We start from the raw sequence: 19,436 nt of genomic DNA on the forward strand, positions 1-19,436 counted from the left end.
CGCTATTTCCCCCAGCCTTTTCATTTTGATAATCACTTTAAGGCCCTGATTTAAAGCAACATTATTTCTGGTTCATATTTTGCTCTACTTCGTTAAACGGAATGTTGGAGGGACACGATATGACTTACAGAGCGGAAGTAGACGGATTAAGGGCGATTGCTGTCACGTTGGTGATTTTGTTTCATGCAGGTGTTGAGCAGTTCGCTGGTGGCTTTATTGGCGTCGACGTGTTTTTTGTTATCAGCGGCTATTTGATCACCACCATCGTGATTAACGATTTGGAAAACCAGAAGTTTAGCCTCGGTGATTTTTATGAGCGACGCATTCGCCGCATACTTCCCCTGCTACTGGTGGTGATTGCCGTCAGCTATTTGATGTCTTGGTGGCTATTTTTGCCACAAGCACACAAAGACGTTGGTCAGTTCGCAGTGTCTTCTATTCTTTCTTCATCCAACATTCTTCTGTATTTAAAAGGCCACAATTACTTCGGTTTAGAAGATCAAACCAATCCGCTATTTCACACCTGGAGCTTGGGCGTTGAAGAACAATACTACATTGTCATTCCTTTGCTACTCATGCTACTCGCTCGTGGCAAAAACGCGTTTTATCTGACTTTTTTCATCGCGGTATTTGCGCTGAGTTTGATGACTATTGTCTATGCGAGCAACGATCCTGATTTCGCCTTCTACATGATCTTCTCTCGTGCTTGGGAACTGGCAACCGGTTCATTACTCGCATTAGTAATGAGAAAAACCCAAGTTCAATCCAACGATACGCTGGCAACCATTGGCATCGTTTTGATATTGGCCTCTGCACTTTTGTTTGAAAAATCGCAAGATGGCGCGGGTATCACTTTGCTGGTGCCAGTCATCGGTAGCGCGTTAGTGATTTTGTTTGCCTCTAAAGACAATGTCTGCGGTAAATTACTGAGCCTAAAATGGGTCGTGTTCGTCGGCTTAATCAGCTACAGCTTATACTTGTGGCACATTCCATTATTTGTCTTTTACCGCTACGTGTTGGACGCAACACAAGACGTCAATATCCCACTTTACGTTGTCACTCTGTTTGTACTTTCTTACTTCACTTGGCGCTTTATTGAAAAGCCGTTCCGTAGCCGAAAAGCCATGAGCATGCGCACTGTGTCCGCGGTTATTGTGTTGTTGACGTTGCCCTTGCTAACGTTCGGCGTTATCGGTCATCAAAACGGTGGTTTTCCAGAAAGAAGCGCATTTTTCGAGGCCATGCGCGTGAACAACGGTTACGGTTTAAATTGCAACGGCAACACTGACGTTAACGATGTGTGCTCGTCTGCGCCGCAGCCCACCATCGCTGTGTTAGGCAATAGTCACAGCATGGTGTACGTGAAGCGTCTGTCCGAAGTAACACCAACTGGCGTGGTGCAACTTACTCAAGATTCCTGTGCAGTCGGTTATGTCGACATCATCAAAGATGCTGGATCAATTTCTTGCCGACAGTTCTTCAAACAGGCAGTCGATACCATTTTGCGTACCCCTTCTATTCGTCGCGTCGTTATCTCTTCTAATTTCAATAAAGAGCTTTCACAAGCCGATTATGAGGCATCATTAACTGGATTGTTGAATGAACTGGAAGGGAAAGAAGTGGTCGTTTTCGGCCCAACGCCTTCTGCACCTTTTGCGGTAGGAGAATGCCTTTGGAAAGCGCGTTTGTTTGGCGAGACGGAAGAGTCCGCCTGCGATTTTTCTCCTAAACAACATCACCCTCAAAACGTGGCGAAGTTAGTGAACTACTTTGAGCAATTTGAGCATGTTGAGTTTGTCGACTTGACCGAGGCCATTTGCAGAAATGGTGTATGTCGAATGAAAGTTGGTGCGAACAACGCCATGTATACCGACGACAGCCATTTATCTTACAAAGGTGCTGAGTTGGTGCTTGGGCATTACCACAGCAGTACGAATGAAGCTCAGCAGTTCACTTACGACCGACAATAACCAAGAGAATAAACTTTTATGCTTCAGCGCTTATCTCAGGTAAGCGCTGAATATTTTAAAGCGAGAGAAAGCCAGCGCGTTTATTTGAAAATACGTGGATCAAACGCGAAATCGAGCTTTTCGGCTTTCTTGATGATCTCTTTCATTTTGGGATGATTTGGATTCACCACGTAGTTTTTATCACGAGGTGAAATAGTTGAAGGCACTTGCAGTGCGGCAAACTCGGGATGAGGGTCATTGAGAAACTGGTCACCAATGTACTGCGTAGACTCGCTCGCCGGTATTGCTCGCCACGTCACTGGAAGATCTTCTTCATCTAAGGTGGCGATGAGGTATTCTGGCATTTCAATACGATATAAATCGTACAGTTTGGTGATAGCTGGATCGTTATTTACGTGAACAAACACTTCCAACGAGCAAAGGGATTCCGATTCAGAGAAGTAGAGGGCTTCGGTTCCTTTTGAGTTCCATCGCCCTCCAAATAACTTTGCGCCAACGGGGCTGAATGGCGTGTCAGCGAATTTCTTTTGTGTGAGACGATAGAGTTTCATATTACGAGAACACCCCGTGCTCTAAACGGCCGATCAAATCTTTTACGATTTCAAAATCCACCGTGGTCGAGACCATGTCTAGCGGCCTTTTGCCACCCAAGCCGTATACATTTTCTCTCATCCATTTTAACGCGCGCTCTTCGTCGTCAAACAACTCTGTCGCGAGTTTCAATAACATCGCTAATCGATAGATTGCATCACTCTCTTGAGTATTAAAACGCTCATCATTTTTAAGACGACGCTTAATTGTACTAACAGGAATCAGTGTCACATGTTGGAATTCACTTTGAGAAAGCTTTACTCGATCAACAATGTTCCGGTATACCTTGGGCTCAAAGCCTTTGTGAACCGCATCAATACGACCCGTTTCAGCATCTTCAATACCTAACATAAGCCAGAAATTGGCTTTATGAGATTGTTTCGGCTTAAAACTTTTTAATGCTGCAGTTGCCATATCAAGCTCCTATGGTTCACATGGTCTAGTCATTATGGCTCAAATGAGCTTAACTTTCAATCAAAGTAACAATCAAAGTAAAAAGACAGGTAAAGAAAAAGGCGAGCTTTGCGCCCGCCTCTCTTACTTATTCATCAACTTTGTTTACGCATCTACCGATTTGCATCGTTTCACTTATTACAAGTCAAAACGGTCGGCGTTCATGACTTTCGTCCATGCAGCGATGAAGTCGTGGATGAATTTTTCCTGATTATCATCTTGCGCATACACTTCTGCGTATGAACGTAGAATCGAGTTTGAACCAAAGACAAGATCCACACGGGTTGCCGTCCACTTCACAGCGTCGGTTTTACGATCACGGATTTCATATTGATTAGCACTCACAGGTTTCCACGTATATGCCATGTCAGTAAGGTTCACGAAGAAATCATTCGACAAAGTGCCTACTCGGTCAGTAAATACGCCCTCTTTTCCACCGCCGTAGTTACTGCCTAAAACGCGCATACCACCGATGAGTACCGTCATTTCTGGTGCTGTCAAACCCATAAGCTGCGCTCGGTCGAGCAACAACTCTTCCGGCTTAACCGCGTAGTCTTTCTTCAACCAATTTCGGAAACCGTCAGCAACAGGCTCAAGAACTTCGAATGATTCAACATCCGTCATCTCTTGGGTGGCATCACCTCGGCCTGGCGCGAATGGTACGGAAACATCATGACCTGCGGCACGCGCAGCCAGTTCAATACCTACGTTACCAGCAAGCACGATAGCGTCCGCAACACTACAGCCCTCTTCTGCTGCTATTTTTTCTAGCACAGCAAGAACACGACTTAGACGCTCTGGCTCGTTTCCTTGCCAATCTTTTTGCGGAGCCAAACGAATTCTCGCACCATTTGCGCCACCTCGGCGGTCAGAGCCACGGTAAGTACGCGCACTATCCCACGCCGTACTTACTAGCTCACTAATGGATAGGCCACTTGCTTCGATTTTTGTTTTCACTAAATCAACATCGTAGTCTGTCTTACCTGCAGGCGTTGGGTCCTGCCAAATAAGATCTTCGCTTGGCACATCAGGGCCGAAATAACATGATTGTGGTCCTAGATCGCGGTGTGTCAACTTAAACCAGGCACGAGCAAAAACGTCATCAAAGTACGCTGGGTCATTTTGGAACTTTTCTGCAATATTTCGATATTCAGGGTCCATTTTGAGCGCCATATCGGCGTCAGTCATGATTGGATTGTAGCGCTTAGAGCCGTCTTCAACATCGACAGGCTTGTCTTCTTCTTCAATGTCGATTGGCTCCCACTGCCACGCACCTGCTGGGCTTTTCTTCAGTTCCCAATCGTACTTAAATAGTAGGTGGAAGTATCCGTAGTCCCATTGTGTAGGGTGTGTCGTCCAAGCACCTTCAATACCGCTCGTTACCGCGTCACGGCCAATGCCACGTGTTTTATGGTTAATCCAGCCAAGACCTTGTTCATGCACGTCTGCGGCTTCGGGCTCTGGACCAAGGTTTGCGGCATCACCATTACCATGACACTTACCGACCGTGTGACCACCCGCTGTGAGCGCGACAGTTTCTTCATCGTTCATTGCCATTCGCGCAAAGGTCACACGCATGTCATGTGCTGTTTTGAGAGGATCAGGGTTCCCGTCCACCCCTTCTGGGTTCACGTAGATCAGCCCCATCATTACTGCGGCAAGTGGATTTTCTAAATCTCGCTCACCAGAGTAGCGGCTGTTATCAGCGTCACTTGTGGCTAACCATTCTTGCTCGGAACCCCAGTAGGTGTCTTTTTCGGGATGCCAAATGTCTTCTCGCCCAAAGCCAAAACCAAAGGTCTTAAAGCCCATGGATTCATACGCCATGTTACCGGCAAGGACAATCAGATCGGCCCAACTTAATTTGTTGCCATATTTTTTCTTGATGGGCCATAAAAGGCGGCGAGCCTTATCGAGGTTTGCGTTATCTGGCCAAGAGTTGAGAGGAGCAAAACGCTGGTTGCCTGTCGCAGCGCCGCCACGTCCATCCGCGATACGATAACTACCCGCTGCGTGCCATGCCATTCGGATCATTAAACCGCCGTAATGTCCCCAGTCGGCAGGCCACCAGTCTTGGCTATCAGTCATTAACTCTTTTAAGTCTTTTTTAAGTGCTTCGACATCTAGCTTTTTCAGTTCTTCTTTGTAATTAAAGTCCTGGCCAAATGGGTTGGTTTTGGAGTCGTGTTGATGCAGGATGTCTAAGTTTAAGGCATTCGGCCACCAATCCATCACCGACTTATCTGTAGATGTTTGCCCACCATGCATAACTGGACATTTACCTACCGAACCGCCGTTTGTGTTGCTCATATAATGCTCCTTCGTATCGTGGTTGTGGTAACCACTCTTTGTTATTCAATAAATCGAATATCCACCTCAAACAGCGTAGTTCATACACTGAATTTTTAGTTAACGCCAAGTCAAAATTTCCATATCTCGGCTAATAAATAATTGTTATCAAACATGTACCTATATGCAGAAAATATGGATAGAGATCAGTTTAAGTCCATACCTGAATACTTGATTCCAGACAGCCTCGCCATGTTGTGATCCCAGGTCGCTAAATCATGATGACTAAATTCATTCAGAGCGTGGTGACCACATGCCCTTGCCATAACTTGCATGAGCTCGACCGAGGATTCGAAGAAATTTTTCAGTTGCTGAGATGATTTTTCGATATCGAGACGCTGCCTCAAATCGGCATTTTGCGTTGCGATCCCCGCAGGGCAATTATTGGTGTTACAAATCCTGGCCGCGACGCAACCGATCGATTGCATCGCACTGTTTGCTATCGCCACTCCGTCTGCACCAAGTGCCAACGCTTTGACAAAATCCATAGGAACTCGCAACCCACCAGTGATGATTAATGTGACGCGGTCACTTGCGCCTTTTTCATCTAAGTACTTACGCGCACGAGCTAACGCAGGAATGGTTGGCACGCTAATATGATCACGGAACATAGTTGGCGCCGCGCCCGTGCCACCACCGCGACCATCTAAGATGATGTAATCGGCACCCGCATCGAGCGCAAATTGTATGTCTTGCTCAATATGGTTTGCACTGAGTTTAAAGCCAATTGGAATGCCGCCCGTGATGCCACGGACTCTGTCAGCAAACTTTCTGAAATCGTGAGTAGTATGAAGATCTTTAAATGTTGGCGGTGAGATCGCTGGTTGCCCTTCGGGGATACCTCTCACCTGAGAGATCTTACCCACATTTTTATTTGCTGGAAGATGACCTCCCGTGCCTGTTTTGGCGCCCTGCCCACCTTTAAAATGAAAAGCCTGAACATTAAGAAGCTTAGATTCATCGTAGCCAAACTGAGCACTGGCAAGCTCATAGAAATACCGCGAATTTGCAGCTTGTTCTTCAGGTAACATCCCCCCTTCACCGGAGCAAATCCCAGTCCCTGCCAACTCAGCACCTTTTGCTAGCGCAATTTTCGCCTCTTCCGAAAGTGCGCCAAAACTCATGTCCGATACCAATAAAGGGATAGCAAGTTTGAGCGGCTTACGCGCGTTTGGCCCTACAATCAACTCAGTTGATACGGGAACGTCTTCCAACAACGGTTGTGTCGCCATTTGCGCCACCATGATTTGTATAGCATCCCAATGTGGTAGCAAATGCCTAGGAACCCCCATTGCAGCCATCGGACCATGATGACCGAGTTTAGAGAGCCCTTCTCTCGCTAATTGGTGGATAAACTCTAGGGTTGGTTCTTCTTGAGTAGCAGACGCAGTCGGTTTGTCACTTTTCTCTCGTTTTTTCTCAGGGCCTTCTTTGCCGACTTGCTCAGCAGAAAAACGCTTATGTGTTCCATCACAAAATGGGGCATTAGAGGTATGCTTGCACTGGCAGAGATACGCTTCTTCATCTTTTTCCGCAGTAAAGCTCATTGGCTTTAAGCCTGTTCCCGAATGCGACCCATCGCAATAAGGTTGATTTTTAGAACGTCCACATCGGCAAAAGTAATATTCTTGCCCTTCGGTTAGATTCACTTTAATCGGCTTATTATCTGCGATGATTGGCTTGCTCATGTTGCCCCCTGTTTATTATTGTTAACCACGCTTTCTCGCTGGCTTGCAATAAGCGTAGAACAGGAGCGGAAAGAGCGTCAGCGAAACCAGAGTAAAATACGCGATTGTCGCTTGCCTCACCTATACTCTTTATGGGTCTCATACACGTGGAGGCTATATGACGATTGCAACCCGATTAGATGAATATTTGACTGAGCATAACATTCACTTTCAAACCGTGAATCACAGCCACAGTCATAGCTCGCTACAAAGTGGTGTTGCCGCAGGTGTGCCTTTAATGAATATCGCAAAAGGCGTCATTCTTGAGGATCATGAAGGGCATCATATGATGGCAGTCTTACCTGCCAACAACAAAATCAGTTTGTCGAGATTAAACGATGAATTTAACGCTACTTTCCACTTGGTGAAAGAGCGTATGGTTTACCGACTCTTCACTGATTGTGAGCACGGCGCAATTCCACCGATTGGTAGTCCTTACCACATGTCGACCGTTTGTGATGAAAGATTAGCAAACTTGGAACATGTCTATCTTGAAGCCGGCGATCATGAAACTCTGATTAAGCTAGATAGAAAGGCATTTAAAGAGCTAATGAACGACTGCAAATACTTAAGATTCAGCAGTGAAGTTCTGCATTAAACTTCCAAAAATCTGTCGACATTTCGTGAAAAAGGCTCTTTCAAAAAGAGCCTTTCTTTTTCTATTGGCGGTGCATGTCGGAAGCTTCTCGGCTTTTAGTAATCCGCAATTTAGAACGCATAGAAACCAAAAAAACCGCCCGTTTGGGCGTTTTTTTCAATCCAACCACTATCGAACAAAAATCTTTTGAATCGCTTTTATCGCCATAGCTCTGCGACGCATTAATGCCCCCGTCCTTGGCAGCCATTTAGGCGTGTGGAGTACGGTTTTCGCGTGGCTAAAGGTTCTGAATCCTTCCACTCCGTGATAATGACCAATGCCTGACTCACCAACGCCACCGAAAGGCGCATCTTCAGCGCCAACGTGTAATACCGTGTCGTTGATGCCGACGCCGCCACTGTGTGTGTTGCGTACAATATGTCTGATGGTCGATTTGTTGTCCGACATAACATACAGCGCAAGTGGTCGCTGGTGCTGATTAATGTAGTCAATCGCTTCATCTACCGCTTTGTAAGGCTTGATGGGTAGAAATGGCCCAAATATTTCCTCTTGCATGATGCGCATATCTCTCGACACGTCAGTGATCAAATGAGGATACAAAAGCCTTTCCTGTTGAGGTGACGCTTCAACAGTATGGATGCTTGCGCCCTGAGCTTTGGCATCCTCAAGTAGCGCAGTCAAACGATCATACTGTCGTTGATTGATAATATGGGTCAGCTTTTGATTCTTGTTGGATTTCAAATAGAGTTTTTCAAAACGTTTTAAGAACAGCGTGATGAACTCTTCGACGCGTTCTTGTGGTACAAACGCGTAATCAGGCGCCACACAAATCTGGCCAGCATTGATGCATTTACCAAACAAAATCGCATCAACGGTTTTCTTCATGTCTGCATCTTCTGCAATGATCACCGGAGATTTCCCGCCCAGCTCTAACGTCACTGGAGTCAGGTTTTCAGCCGCTGCTTTTGCCACAGCGCGACCAACATTTGTCGAGCCAGTAAACAAAAGATGATCGAATGGCAGTTGGCTGAATGATCGTGCAACGTCCGCTTCACCTTCAAATACTTCGACATATTCAGACAACTCGCGACAAATATTGACGATGACTTTATTGGTTTTGGGCGTAAATTCGCTGAGCTTCATCATCACACGGTTACCTGCGGCCAAAGCAGTAACTAAAGGCGCAAGGCTCAAAATGACAGGAAAATTCCACGGCGAAATGATCCCGACCACGCCGAGTGGCTGATACTGAACAGTCACTTTCGACGGAGCAAGCAACAGACCGGATTCACGCTTACTTGGTTTGCACCACTTTTTTAGCTGCTTGATGGTGTAATTGATGTGCGAGACCGTCGGCAAAACGTCGGTCATGGCGGTATCAAATTCGGAACGATAACCAAAATCGTCACTCAGCGCTTCCACCAATGCTTGTTTATTCGCAATCAGAGCTTGTTTTAGCAAGACAAGGCGCTGCTTACGCTCATCCAAACTAGGATAAGGTTCGGCGGCATACGCCGCTTTTAAGCGATCAAGGCTTTGTTGTAACAGGTTGTCCACTTCAACCTCTGCGATTGCGTTCATGATGCTTCTCCTAACCTAGTTTCAACCAATGACGCTCCAAATTAACACGAGCGCAACAATGTTACTATTGTAGCGCTCGCGAAATTAGAGTTCGAACTCTGATTAAAATATCAGTGGGTTTGGAGCTAAGTCAGACGCAACTCATAAATGCCGAGCCGTTGAGAGCGGTCAAGCGTCTCGAACTCGTGATCAATGTATTCTTTTAATGTAGCACCAGCACGCTCAGCAATATTGATGCTGGCAATGTTGTCTTCCATACAGTGGAATTGGATGAATTGCGCGTGCCCTTTCTGCTTCAAAAAAGGAATCAACACCGCGAGTACTTGGTCGATCACTCGGTGTCCTCGCCCATTGTTGGCAAGCCAATAGCCAATCTCAGTGACGCGTGTGTGCGAATCCACACCTTTAATGCCAATAACACCCGTAAACTGCCCATCAAAATAAATAGCGCACCAGTGGGCATCTAACGCTTTGCTGTTCACGCGCTGAGAGATGTAGTTCACCGCTTCTCTGCGGTTGGTCACAAAGTCCGTCCAAGGCAAATAGCCAGAGAGGCTGTTTCGATACGTGTTCACAACTTCCAGTAAAACGGTCGCGTGTTTGGTGGTAAGAGGCTCAATTGAGACCCTGTCTGAAACAGAAAAACTGGCCTGCATGCTATTTCCTTGATACGCCTTTTGGCACATGACCTCATCCATCCACATTATCCCTTTTTCAGTAACTACTCACAAATCCTACCGCCTCATTGCGTTGAGAACAAACTTCCATATTCGTTATTTCAAACGTGCTTAAAAGGATGGTTATCTCGTCTAGTCTGTTTGTTCAATCAACGTAAATGGCGTCAACGACTCCACATCCACGTAATGCCTCCACACATGTTCGTAAAGGTGGTGCTGATTTGCAAACGGGGCTAGTCGCTTTGCTTCTTCAAGCGTACACCAACAATACTCTGTGTGTTCTTCGTTAAGTACAACCGATTGGTTAGGTGGACAAAATAATACGAAGCATGGAATAACCATGATGCGGTTATTTTTTGCTTCGTAGAACTGTTCTAGAAAGTCTGCAGTATGTAACTCAACATCGTCAATTTGCGTCTCTTCTTTCAGTTCTCTGAGAATAGTTTGCCATCCGGTTTCACCGGCCTCTACACCACCAGCAACATGGCACCAATAACCACCTTTAACACGTTTGAGCAACAGCATTTTATCGACGCCATCAATTTTAGAAATGACAACGCCAGAAGTATGCGTCGCTTGTACTGGGATCATGTATGCTCCTTAAATATCTAGATATTTCCTAGATGCGCTCCATGCGCGAATCAAAGATAGGGTTGCTTGAGACTCCATAGTCTACTGCTTATTCTCACTCTCGGCAGATGTGTTTGAATATCACGGATCATTTTGTGAGCTGAGTATGCTAAAGTGCGATCTGTCGCAACAAATGAGCAGTAAAATGTCTAATTCATTCAACACCCTGGTTCCCATTGGTGTGCGCTTTATGGTGCTCTCCGCATTCGGTTTCGCGCTAATGTCTGCCACAGTAAAGCATGTCAGTCTTCATGGTATCCCTGTATTTGAGATTGTTGCAGCGAGGGCACTCGTCTCACTTGTTATCAGCTATTTAGATGTTAAGCGAAAACGAATTTCTGTATGGGGCAATAATAAGCCATTACTGTTTGCGCGTGGCGCAGTGGGCACCATGGCATTGATGTGCGTATATTATTCGGTGACTACCTTACCTTTGGCAGAAGCGACCATATTCCAATACATTCACCCAGTATTTACTGCGCTCCTAGCCGTCTTTTTCTTGAAGGAACGCATTCAACCATCGACGTTCCTTTGTATTGCCTTGTGCTTACTCGGCATCTATATAATGGTAAGTCCAGAAACCGGACAAGAAGCAGAACGCACTTTACCTATGTTTAGCGTAATGATTGCAATCTTGGGCGCATTTGGTAGCTCAATTGCTTATGTCATTGTTAGAAAACTTAGCCAAACTGAAGATAGTTCAGTGATCATTTTCTATTTCCCTCTGGTTGCTCTGCCCGCTTCACTCTTACTGATTGGCGATGATTTTGTTATGCCCGACCTGTATCTGACTTTCATGTTGGTTTTGGTTGGTGTATTCACCCAAGTTGGGCAATTGGGATTAACCAAAGCAATGCAAACTCAGCAAGCGGGCAAAGCGTCTGCTTACTCGTATATTCAGATCGTATTTTCTGTGTTGTTAGGCATCATTTTCTTCGGCGAAATCCCGCTCATCTGGACGTACATCGGTGGTGCACTAATTGTAGCGGGCGCACTCATTAACGTATTTGGCCACCATTTGCGATTGCCATTCGTTAAGCGCAGCGCTTAACCCTTCAGCCCCAAAGCGAGATAACACTAAAACGTAAAAAGCCAGAGTCGACTCTGGCTTTCTTTTTATGTTTAACCTGACGTTAAGCGGATAATTTTAATCCAGCGATACCGGCAACAATAAGCAGTAAACTCAGCAATTTTATCAGCGTCGCGGGCTCGTTAAATATGTAGATACTGACGATTGCCGTTCCAATCGCTCCTATACCTACCCAAACGCCGTAAGCGATACCGAGTGGTAGCGTCCTTAATGCAATTCCAAGTAACCAAAAGCTCAACACCATAAACGTAACGGTAAAGCCAGATGCCGCCAATTTGGTAAAACCTTGTGAGTATTTTAGTCCGACAGCCCATGCCACTTCGCATAAGCCAGCAATGAAGAGAATTCCCCAAGCCATGTCATATTTCCCAACGAGATGGGGTCGTCCCCGAGAAAAGATAGAGCGGTGAGGTCGTCCTCACTTCTTTGTGACTCGCTATTATATACAGAAAATTGAACGTAAAAAAATAAGGCCCTGATATTTCAGGGCCTATTTACATAAAAATCGCTAGGGCTTAGCGATGATGAATACGGTACCATCCGTCAACGTAAAGCTAACCTCACTGGTTTTCTTTCCGATACCGGATAAACTGCACTCGTTATCGTTATCACACGGCGTATTTGAAATAACATTCCACACGCCATTCATCAAGCCAGAACCAGTAATAATCGCCGTCCATGTTTTACCATTGTTGATTGATTGTGTAGTAACTTCATCAGATGGTGGTGGCGCTTCTTGTCCTACATAACTTGCTTCCACGTTCAAGTTACTGTAACTGCTGTAAGCGTACACGCCAATGTGCCACGTTCCTTCATTCGGAGAAGTAATACTACATGCTTCATTACTGTTGCTACTGTATGAGCGACAATCGTAGCTGGTTAAACTTGGTTCACTTCCCAGCTTAACGTAAAGATCCGCATCGCCGTTTGTTCCCGATGTGGTAACAGTAAAGTCTGAACTGTTGGTAGGCACATCAATCGTAAAACAATGCCACTCACCAGTAGATGAAGAGTCTATGTTGCTGGAAACACCATTGTTTAGGGCGATAGCCTCACACGTGCTAGATGGTGGCTCGACGACTCCGCCATCAACTGAAACACCGACCTGAGCAAAAGCATCGGCTACATCATTCGCCGCCACGTTTAAGCTTTGGGCGGCGGCCAATACACCCGCAGCTGCAGAGTCAAACGTTTCGCTTGGCGTCCAGTAGTTCTGGTTAGCGTACGCAAAAACCTCGAACGCTTGTCGCGTTCCCCAATTGTACTCAACCGCCAATAGATAAAACGCTTTGTTAAACACACCACTTGAATAATGCACATCCATGCCACTCACATACTGAGACGCGTGATCAATTGAACGACCATCAAGGGGCGGATTATCCATGTAGCGCAGCGCCGCATTGGCAGCCTTTCTAATATCGTACCCAACTTTCCAATCGTTAGAACCACGTGAATAGAATTCAGCCGCCTCACCTGCCATATCTGAGAAAGCCTCATTGATTCCGCCTGATTGCTCTGAATAAATCAGATCAGAGTTTTGTTCTGTAAATCCATGGCTAACCTCGTGCGCTGAGACATCTAAACTCACTAAAGGATAGAAATAACTCGCACCGTCGCCAAAAGTCATGCTCGAGCCATTCCAAAAGGCGTTTTCATAACGTTTGCGGTAATGCACTCGCATTTGAAGCTGAAACGTTAAGGGAGCGGTATTTAGCCAATCTTTGTACATGTCGTATACCACTTTGCCAAAGTAATGCGCATCGTTTAACGGGCTGTACGCTCCATTAATTTCTTTAACACTATTGGTTGGACAAACGAACGTATGTGTATTGCCAGACGTCCTACCATTCAAGTTGATGGTTTTGACCACGCCAGGAATGTCCATCAAACACGTATCACCGGATTGCTGGACTAATAGAGACTCAAAGTCCACACCATAATGATAACGACCAATTTTTTGGTTTCCTCCTGGACCATTCGCTTCTACGTGCGCTAACCCTTCATATTGCAGCAAAATGTTTCCTGTTTTAGCATCAACAAGAAAGGTGGGACGCGTAGGCTTACCACCATGCTCATTATCAGCAAAAAACTGGACAATATAAGCTAAGTGCGCCACGTCACTTTTATCGACATAAATACGCAAACCTTGGCGCTGATTATCTATTTGGTACCCGTTTTCACGGTACGACTTTTGCGTTGAAGACATTACTTGAGAAAGCGACAATCTAGGCACCATATCATTGATATCTCGGGCAATATCCTTTACGAGAGTGCCGTTGATGTGCTTGATTTGGCCCTGTTTATCACGATGTACGACAATTTGCTTGCCCCAAATCGGGACGCCTTTAAACATCTGCTGATAACGACTATGCGTACCGCCGTTTTTACCTTTGTTGGTTTTCAGCTTTTGTACACGATTTCCATTTTGTAAACCTAACACACGATCTATATTTTGTGTGGCTGCAAGGTTGCGTTTTTCTAAAGCAACAACAAGACCATGGTTTTGCTCTAGCCGTTCGGACTGAGCGGCGGATAAAGATGTTGAAAAAAGAAGTGGTGAAGCAAGCATTGCCGTGACAAATAACCTGCTCTGGTAGTTTGATACTGAACCCATCGGTTAGCCCCCTATTTTGCATCAATAGCAAAGCCAAACTGACCAGTTCTTATTTGTTTGTTTCTCACCCGAAAGTGAAGTCAAACTTATCGTAATCATCCCGCTCATTGATTTTAGCACACACAATCATACAGCTTATGTTTTAGTGCCATTTCATCTATTAAAAGCGACACCGTTTTTTAACAATTTGCATATAACCTTTTGGTGTTGAAAGTGTTGCGTTTATTGCACAAATCACACAAAAACTAATTGAACATGTAAATATGAAAACGTTTGTGTGATTGATATCGCTTAAAACAATCACTGATGACTTTAATATTCAGCCGAATCAATTATAAGGTATGACGTACCCATGAAAACAATCAAAACCTCTATCGCTCTCCTGGTTGGCGCCGCTCTATTACCTGGATGTAATGACGACACTGAATACGTCAATGTTCAGCCTAAAGAAGTAAAAATAGCGACTTACAACCTCTCTTTTGACCGTGCAACTTTTGAAGCTTTAGTGAGTGAAATGCAAATTGAACCAGCGCAGCAAACTGTATTGGTTACTGCCTATTTAGACGGTTCTATCGCCGCTGAAGACAAAACCACTGCGGAAAAAGTCATTCAAATTCGGAACGTTGCTGCGATTATTCAGAAGAATCGCCCTGACGTTCTTATGATGGCGGAATACAACAACGACGGAACAGGCGAAAACAAAGCTGCCCTTGAAGGCTTCCAGAAGAACTACCTGTCTGTCGCGCAAAGCATCAATGGTGCAGGCGGTGAAGCGAACCTTGAACCTATCGAATATCCTTACGCGGAGTCTTACTCTACCAACACAGGTTTGCTAAGCGAGTTTGACCTCGACAACAATGGAACTGCAGGTCAAATGCCGGGCGATGCATGGGGCTTTGGCATGTACCACGGTCAATATGCCTTTGCCCTAATGTCTAAATACAAGATTGATACGGCAAATACGCGCACGTTCCAAGCGTTTAAATGGAAAGATATGGAAGGTGCGAAGATTCCAACCATTACTATCTGTGACGGCTCACAAAAAATTCCAGATGGCATGAAGTGTGATGATGAGTGGTACTCTGCAGAAGAATGGGATCAAGTACGCCTATCTTCTAAAAACCACGTAGATGCACCAATTATCATTCCGACTCGCAATGGTGAGGAAGTTGTGCATCTACTGATGTCGCACCCTACTCCACCAGTATTCGACCCAGGTAAAAACAGAGCGCAAAACGCAGCCGAAGTAGAGTTCTGGCATCACTACATTCAAGGTAAAGACTATTTCTACGACGATGCAGGTAAGAAAGGCGGCTTAGCGAGCGGGGCTAAATTCGTAATGATGGGCGATCAAAACCTTGATCCAGTAGCCGGTGACGGGATTAGCTCAGTAATGCAAGAACTGCATAATGATCCATTGGTTAACCAAACCGTGATGAATGGCAAGCTTTATCCGACAAGCTTTGGTGCAGCCGAACACGCTGTTGACCGCAGCTCCACCCACCCATATCCGAATCGCATCACTTCGACGTTTGGCTTGGGTGTAGATTATGCCTTGCCTTCTGCAAACCTAAATGTGGTGGACTCTGGCGTATACTGGTCAGCTTCTTATGAAGAAGGTCGTAAGCTATTTAACGATGCGCGTATTGGTAAGTATGGTGATGGCAAAGATGTGTCTTCCGACCATCGCATGATCTGGATTAAAGCACAGTTCTAAACTGTGTCATTTAAATAAAAAAAAGCCAACAACAAGGATTCGTGATTGGCTGTATATATTTGTGAACAAAGTGGTTCACTAACAACGTCAGTTGGCTAGGTGACCCTCGGCTTAGAAAGGGTCACTCATACTAAAGCATGAGGCGTGCCAACTTTGTAGCGCACAAAAACAGGTTGTTATTTAATCACTTTCATTAAAACTTCACCAATAGCCACTGTTTGCTCACGCAATGAATTGCAATTTGCAAATTATTATTGGCATTTCGCAATAAACCCTACCATTAACTTTTGTTCTATGGCTTCCTAGCCAAATCACGTGCGAGGATTAATGCGAGTCCGAATACTTGCAAGAAGAGCCCGATATTCTTGTACCAAGCGATCTTTTCATCTTGCTTTGCCATTAGCTCATTGAGCTCTACATTCTCAATGTAATAGTCATCAATGCGATCTCTATACGAAGCTTGTGCTTGGTTTATCTTTGACATTAGCTGAGGGAGTTTATCTATTTGTATTTCATCCGATTCGTGATGAGTCCAAGAGGATAAATGCCCTTCCACTATCTGCTCTATCTCCGAAGGTATCGCTTCGCTCTGACTTATGTGCAAGTGAAGCAGCAACGCCTCTCTTTTTCTTTCTAGAGTTTCAACGCTATTCCACGCGAGTTGGATGGAATACAAGTTTTCCGCCTTTTGCTCTGCGAGTTGCGAATACTGTTTGCCAAGCCTATCAAGGACCAAGCTAGTAAGAACGATCGCGCCAATATTCAGTACTAACCCAATCAGAACGAGTACCCATGGCGGCGGGATATAGCTACGAAGACTTACCATAACTTATCGTACGGAAGATAAATCATATTCAGCACAACCAGAGAAAGTATCACTAGAAATGTCACCTGCATGCCCCTAACTCGCCTTTTTAAGTCCTCTTTCAATATACCTCGAGCATGGATAATTCGACCGATCACGAAAATAATGCCTGTGAGATGTATCCAGATTGGGTAAGCGCTATTGAATTCTAACAGTGCCATTAGAATCAGAGTAATGGGGATATATTCTGTCGCGTTACTCTGTGCACTACGAGCGATTTGGAGAGCCTCCACTCCTCCATCAGCATAAGCAATCTGATTTAAGCGACGCTGCTTAATCACTTGAACGGCCAACCAAATAATCAGTATTGCAAGAATGCTAGCGTATAGAGCTGTGATCATATGTCGTCCTTTTTAATCCGGTTTTCATTATATAGCGTGTTACTTGGCTATAAATATAGCGGTATCCTAATGATAATGCGTCAGTTAACCTCAAATTATGCTTTGACTCGAATATAAGAAAACGAGTAAGAGAATACCTTATGGAACTAAAAACGCCCTCGAATAGAGGGCGTGAGAGTGGAATCGTGAATATTCAAGAATAGTGCACTATAAAGGATGATTGGCCAGCTTTTTACGCTTATGCCCTTTGACAATACTTTCAAAGATTGTAAATAACAGCCCCACCCAAATAAAGGCAAAGGTCACTGCTTTAACTTCATCAAACAGTTCACCGAAAAACATCACAGCCAAAAAAAATTGCAAGCTTGGTTCAATGTATTGCATTAAACCAACTGTCGATAAGTTTGTTATACGTATCGCGATAGAATAAAAAATCAGTGGTAAAAGCGTGATCGGTGCGCTGCCAAAGTACAAAAGCAATGTTGTGATATCTACGCCTGAAGCCAACTCACCCACTGTCCATTGTTTGTAGAACAAATACGCCACGGCAACTGGAGTCAATAGCAGCGCCTCAACAAATAAGGTGGTGCTCCAGTCGTATGTTATCTTCTTCTTGTACAACCCATACAAAGCAAAGAACAACCCCATCGTTAGTGCGATAACAGGCAACTGGCCATAATGAATCACTTGATACATCACGCCAATTGTTGCTAGCACAATTGCGATGAGTTTGCCTTTTGAGAGCTTATCTCCAAGAATAAACACACCTAGTGCCACTGACACTAACGGTCCAATAAAAAAGCCTAAGCTTGCATCAATGACTCGATGGTGAGTCAAAGCCCAAGTGAACGCACTCCATGAAATACACATCAAACTGCTCGCGACAAATGTGTAACACAAAGATTTTTTGTCACACCAGATTTCTTTCCAATTCGGTCCTCGACGGGTTATACCAAGCACAATTAAAAAACCGACAGGAACTGAGCCGATGATTCGCCATGCCAGCAACTCATCCATTGAAGCATTCGGTAAATAACGATAATAAATGGGTAGCAGCCCCCAAATTACAAAGGAGAATGCTGCCATAAAAGTGCCATAACGAGTGTTATTCATAAAACTATCGCTCATCTAAACGAACAAGTCAGCGCAAACAAATGGCGCTATGCATAATAAAAGGAGATCGATATCCCTGTGAGTTTAAGATGCTGAGGGCATTACTGGTTCAACGCTTGTACTACTGCTGTAAACCCACTCACAAAACACAACATAAGTGCTCCAAACCGAATTTTTTCTTTTGGTAACGATTGGGTGGTTTTCATCGCGAGCCAATACCCAAGCGCTGCCGCAGGTAATAGCGGAATAGTAATCACCAAATGGTGTAATGTGAAGAAACCAGCGGGAATTTGAACAACGAGCGAAATGATGGAACTGAAAACAAAAAATGCCGATAGGTTACCACGTAACTGATTCGCTTCTTGATGTTGCAACAACAACGCCATCGGTGGGCCTCCAATCGCCGAACTGGTACCAAACAATCCTGAAAAGAATCCTGCTAATGTCATACGCGCTGGTGTCGGTTCAACCCGAAACGGTAAAACACTCACCACAACCGCGAATAACACCAAAAAACCAATCCAAAGTGTAAGAGCTTGAGTCGAGACAAAAAACAGTAGCAAGCCGCCAGCGACCGATCCGGGCACACGCCCAATCAATGCCATTTTTAAACCGCCGATTTCAACACTACTGCGGTGCTTCATCGAATTCATCAACGAAATAAATAACGCGACTAAACAGATTGGTGCAGGCACATACTCCGGCGCCCAAAGAATCAGTAAAGGTGCGGCAACAATTGCCAAGCCAAAGCCTATTGCGGTTTGTACATAAGAGCCAAGAAATATTAGCCCTATCGCAAGCAAGTTTATCGAATCGAATTCCATTTAGATTATTCTTATATTTGAAAGCCAAACACGAAACCAAAGCACATTCGCACGATGAATGCGTCGAGTGTGTTGTGATATGAATCTCGCGTAGCATTCATCAAAGTGAACAAAAAGACAATCCATTTGTGCGGTTTGCTGTCACTTCTTTTCGTCTTTCATTCAGCCGATGTACACGTATGCTTATATCTAGGCGAATTCATGCTCGACTGTTCATGCAGCATTTCTTACACGGAATTAATGACTGCTCAAAAACGGCCGCATTAGATCTTTGAACCCTCCTCCCGCTCTATGTA

Annotated in this window: 17 protein-coding genes; 4 read left to right on the forward strand and 13 right to left on the reverse strand. The window is 44.9% G+C overall.

Features of this window, described 5'->3' with window-relative positions:
- The first annotated feature begins 119 nt into the window (after positions 1–119).
- On the forward strand, positions 120–1,970 hold the full coding sequence (locus tag ACHFJ9_RS01625) for an acyltransferase family protein (RefSeq protein WP_395354933.1): 1,851 nt from the start codon (positions 120–122) through the stop codon (positions 1,968–1,970).
- A gap of 80 nt (positions 1,971–2,050) precedes the next feature.
- Here ACHFJ9_RS01625 and ACHFJ9_RS01630 read toward each other — a convergent pair whose 3' ends face one another.
- The 4 genes from ACHFJ9_RS01630 to ACHFJ9_RS01645 all read right to left on the reverse strand — a co-directional run bounded on the left by ACHFJ9_RS01630 (position 2,051) and on the right by ACHFJ9_RS01645 (position 7,051).
- Entirely contained in the window at positions 2,051–2,521 is a 471-nt protein-coding gene (locus tag ACHFJ9_RS01630; RefSeq protein WP_005376497.1) for an RES family NAD+ phosphorylase, read from the reverse strand.
- Position 2,522: 1 nt separating this feature from the next.
- Positions 2,523–2,975 carry an antitoxin Xre/MbcA/ParS toxin-binding domain-containing protein gene (locus ACHFJ9_RS01635; RefSeq protein ID WP_006742299.1) on the reverse strand — a complete coding sequence of 151 codons (453 nt, stop codon included), beginning with the start codon at positions 2,973–2,975 and terminating at the stop codon, positions 2,523–2,525.
- 177 nt (positions 2,976–3,152) lie between these two features.
- Positions 3,153–5,324 (reverse strand): catalase/peroxidase HPI, encoded by a 2,172-nt coding sequence (gene katG, locus ACHFJ9_RS01640; protein WP_395354936.1) that lies wholly within the window; start codon positions 5,322–5,324, stop codon positions 3,153–3,155.
- A gap of 185 nt (positions 5,325–5,509) precedes the next feature.
- A complete protein-coding gene (locus ACHFJ9_RS01645; protein ID WP_395354938.1) occupies positions 5,510–7,051 on the reverse strand; it encodes a glutamate synthase-related protein in 1,542 nt (513 codons plus the stop codon).
- A gap of 157 nt (positions 7,052–7,208) precedes the next feature.
- Here ACHFJ9_RS01645 and ACHFJ9_RS01650 point away from each other — a divergent pair, with 157 nt between their 5' ends.
- A complete protein-coding gene (locus tag ACHFJ9_RS01650; RefSeq protein WP_006742302.1) occupies positions 7,209–7,688 on the forward strand; it encodes an aminoacyl-tRNA deacylase in 480 nt (159 codons plus the stop codon).
- Positions 7,689–7,856: 168 nt separating this feature from the next.
- Here the strand turns inward: ACHFJ9_RS01650 and ACHFJ9_RS01655 are convergent, their stop codons facing one another.
- The 3 genes from ACHFJ9_RS01655 to ACHFJ9_RS01665 form a co-directional block, all read right to left on the reverse strand.
- Positions 7,857–9,269 carry a coniferyl aldehyde dehydrogenase gene (locus ACHFJ9_RS01655; protein ID WP_330942938.1) on the reverse strand — a complete coding sequence of 471 codons (1,413 nt, stop codon included), beginning with the start codon at positions 9,267–9,269 and terminating at the stop codon, positions 7,857–7,859.
- Between the two features lie 125 nt (positions 9,270–9,394).
- Positions 9,395–9,967: a GNAT family N-acetyltransferase gene (locus tag ACHFJ9_RS01660; RefSeq protein WP_049873552.1), complete on the reverse strand. Its 573-nt coding sequence runs from the start codon at positions 9,965–9,967 to the stop codon at positions 9,395–9,397.
- A gap of 111 nt (positions 9,968–10,078) precedes the next feature.
- Complete coding sequence (locus ACHFJ9_RS01665; RefSeq protein WP_006742305.1) at positions 10,079–10,537, reverse strand: NUDIX hydrolase; 459 nt, start codon at positions 10,535–10,537, stop codon at positions 10,079–10,081.
- A gap of 184 nt (positions 10,538–10,721) precedes the next feature.
- Between ACHFJ9_RS01665 and ACHFJ9_RS01670 the strand changes: the two genes are divergently transcribed.
- Positions 10,722–11,627 carry a DMT family transporter gene (locus ACHFJ9_RS01670; protein WP_005395238.1) on the forward strand — a complete coding sequence of 302 codons (906 nt, stop codon included), beginning with the start codon at positions 10,722–10,724 and terminating at the stop codon, positions 11,625–11,627.
- A gap of 82 nt (positions 11,628–11,709) precedes the next feature.
- On the opposite strand, the gene ACHFJ9_RS01675 is transcribed toward ACHFJ9_RS01670, so the two are convergent.
- Both ACHFJ9_RS01675 and ACHFJ9_RS01680 read right to left on the reverse strand, forming a co-directional pair.
- On the reverse strand, positions 11,710–12,024 hold the full coding sequence (locus ACHFJ9_RS01675; protein ID WP_005395239.1) for a DMT family transporter: 315 nt from the start codon (positions 12,022–12,024) through the stop codon (positions 11,710–11,712).
- Positions 12,025–12,174: 150 nt separating this feature from the next.
- Positions 12,175–14,280 carry a M4 family metallopeptidase gene (locus tag ACHFJ9_RS01680; protein ID WP_395354942.1) on the reverse strand — a complete coding sequence of 702 codons (2,106 nt, stop codon included), beginning with the start codon at positions 14,278–14,280 and terminating at the stop codon, positions 12,175–12,177.
- Between the two features lie 352 nt (positions 14,281–14,632).
- Here ACHFJ9_RS01680 and ACHFJ9_RS01685 point away from each other — a divergent pair, with 352 nt between their 5' ends.
- Complete coding sequence (locus ACHFJ9_RS01685) at positions 14,633–15,997, forward strand: endonuclease/exonuclease/phosphatase family protein (protein WP_395354944.1); 1,365 nt, start codon at positions 14,633–14,635, stop codon at positions 15,995–15,997.
- 292 nt (positions 15,998–16,289) lie between these two features.
- On the opposite strand, the gene ACHFJ9_RS01690 is transcribed toward ACHFJ9_RS01685, so the two are convergent.
- From ACHFJ9_RS01690 to ACHFJ9_RS01705, 4 genes are all read right to left on the reverse strand, one after another.
- A complete protein-coding gene (locus ACHFJ9_RS01690; RefSeq protein WP_182032830.1) occupies positions 16,290–16,823 on the reverse strand; it encodes a DNA mismatch repair protein in 534 nt (177 codons plus the stop codon).
- Positions 16,817–17,203 carry an MAPEG family protein gene (locus ACHFJ9_RS01695; RefSeq protein ID WP_395354947.1) on the reverse strand — a complete coding sequence of 129 codons (387 nt, stop codon included), beginning with the start codon at positions 17,201–17,203 and terminating at the stop codon, positions 16,817–16,819. The genes ACHFJ9_RS01690 and ACHFJ9_RS01695 overlap by 7 nt, the downstream gene beginning before the upstream one ends.
- A 207-nt stretch (positions 17,204–17,410) precedes the next feature.
- A complete protein-coding gene (gene rarD / locus ACHFJ9_RS01700) occupies positions 17,411–18,316 on the reverse strand; it encodes an EamA family transporter RarD (protein ID WP_395354949.1) in 906 nt (301 codons plus the stop codon).
- A 101-nt stretch (positions 18,317–18,417) separates the two neighbouring features.
- On the reverse strand, positions 18,418–19,140 hold the full coding sequence (locus tag ACHFJ9_RS01705) for a sulfite exporter TauE/SafE family protein (RefSeq protein WP_074190601.1): 723 nt from the start codon (positions 19,138–19,140) through the stop codon (positions 18,418–18,420).
- Between the last annotated feature and the right edge of the window lie 296 nt (positions 19,141–19,436).

This window comes from Vibrio sp. D3, from assembly GCF_043995865.1.
Lineage (GTDB): Bacteria > Pseudomonadota > Gammaproteobacteria > Enterobacterales > Vibrionaceae > Vibrio > Vibrio diabolicus.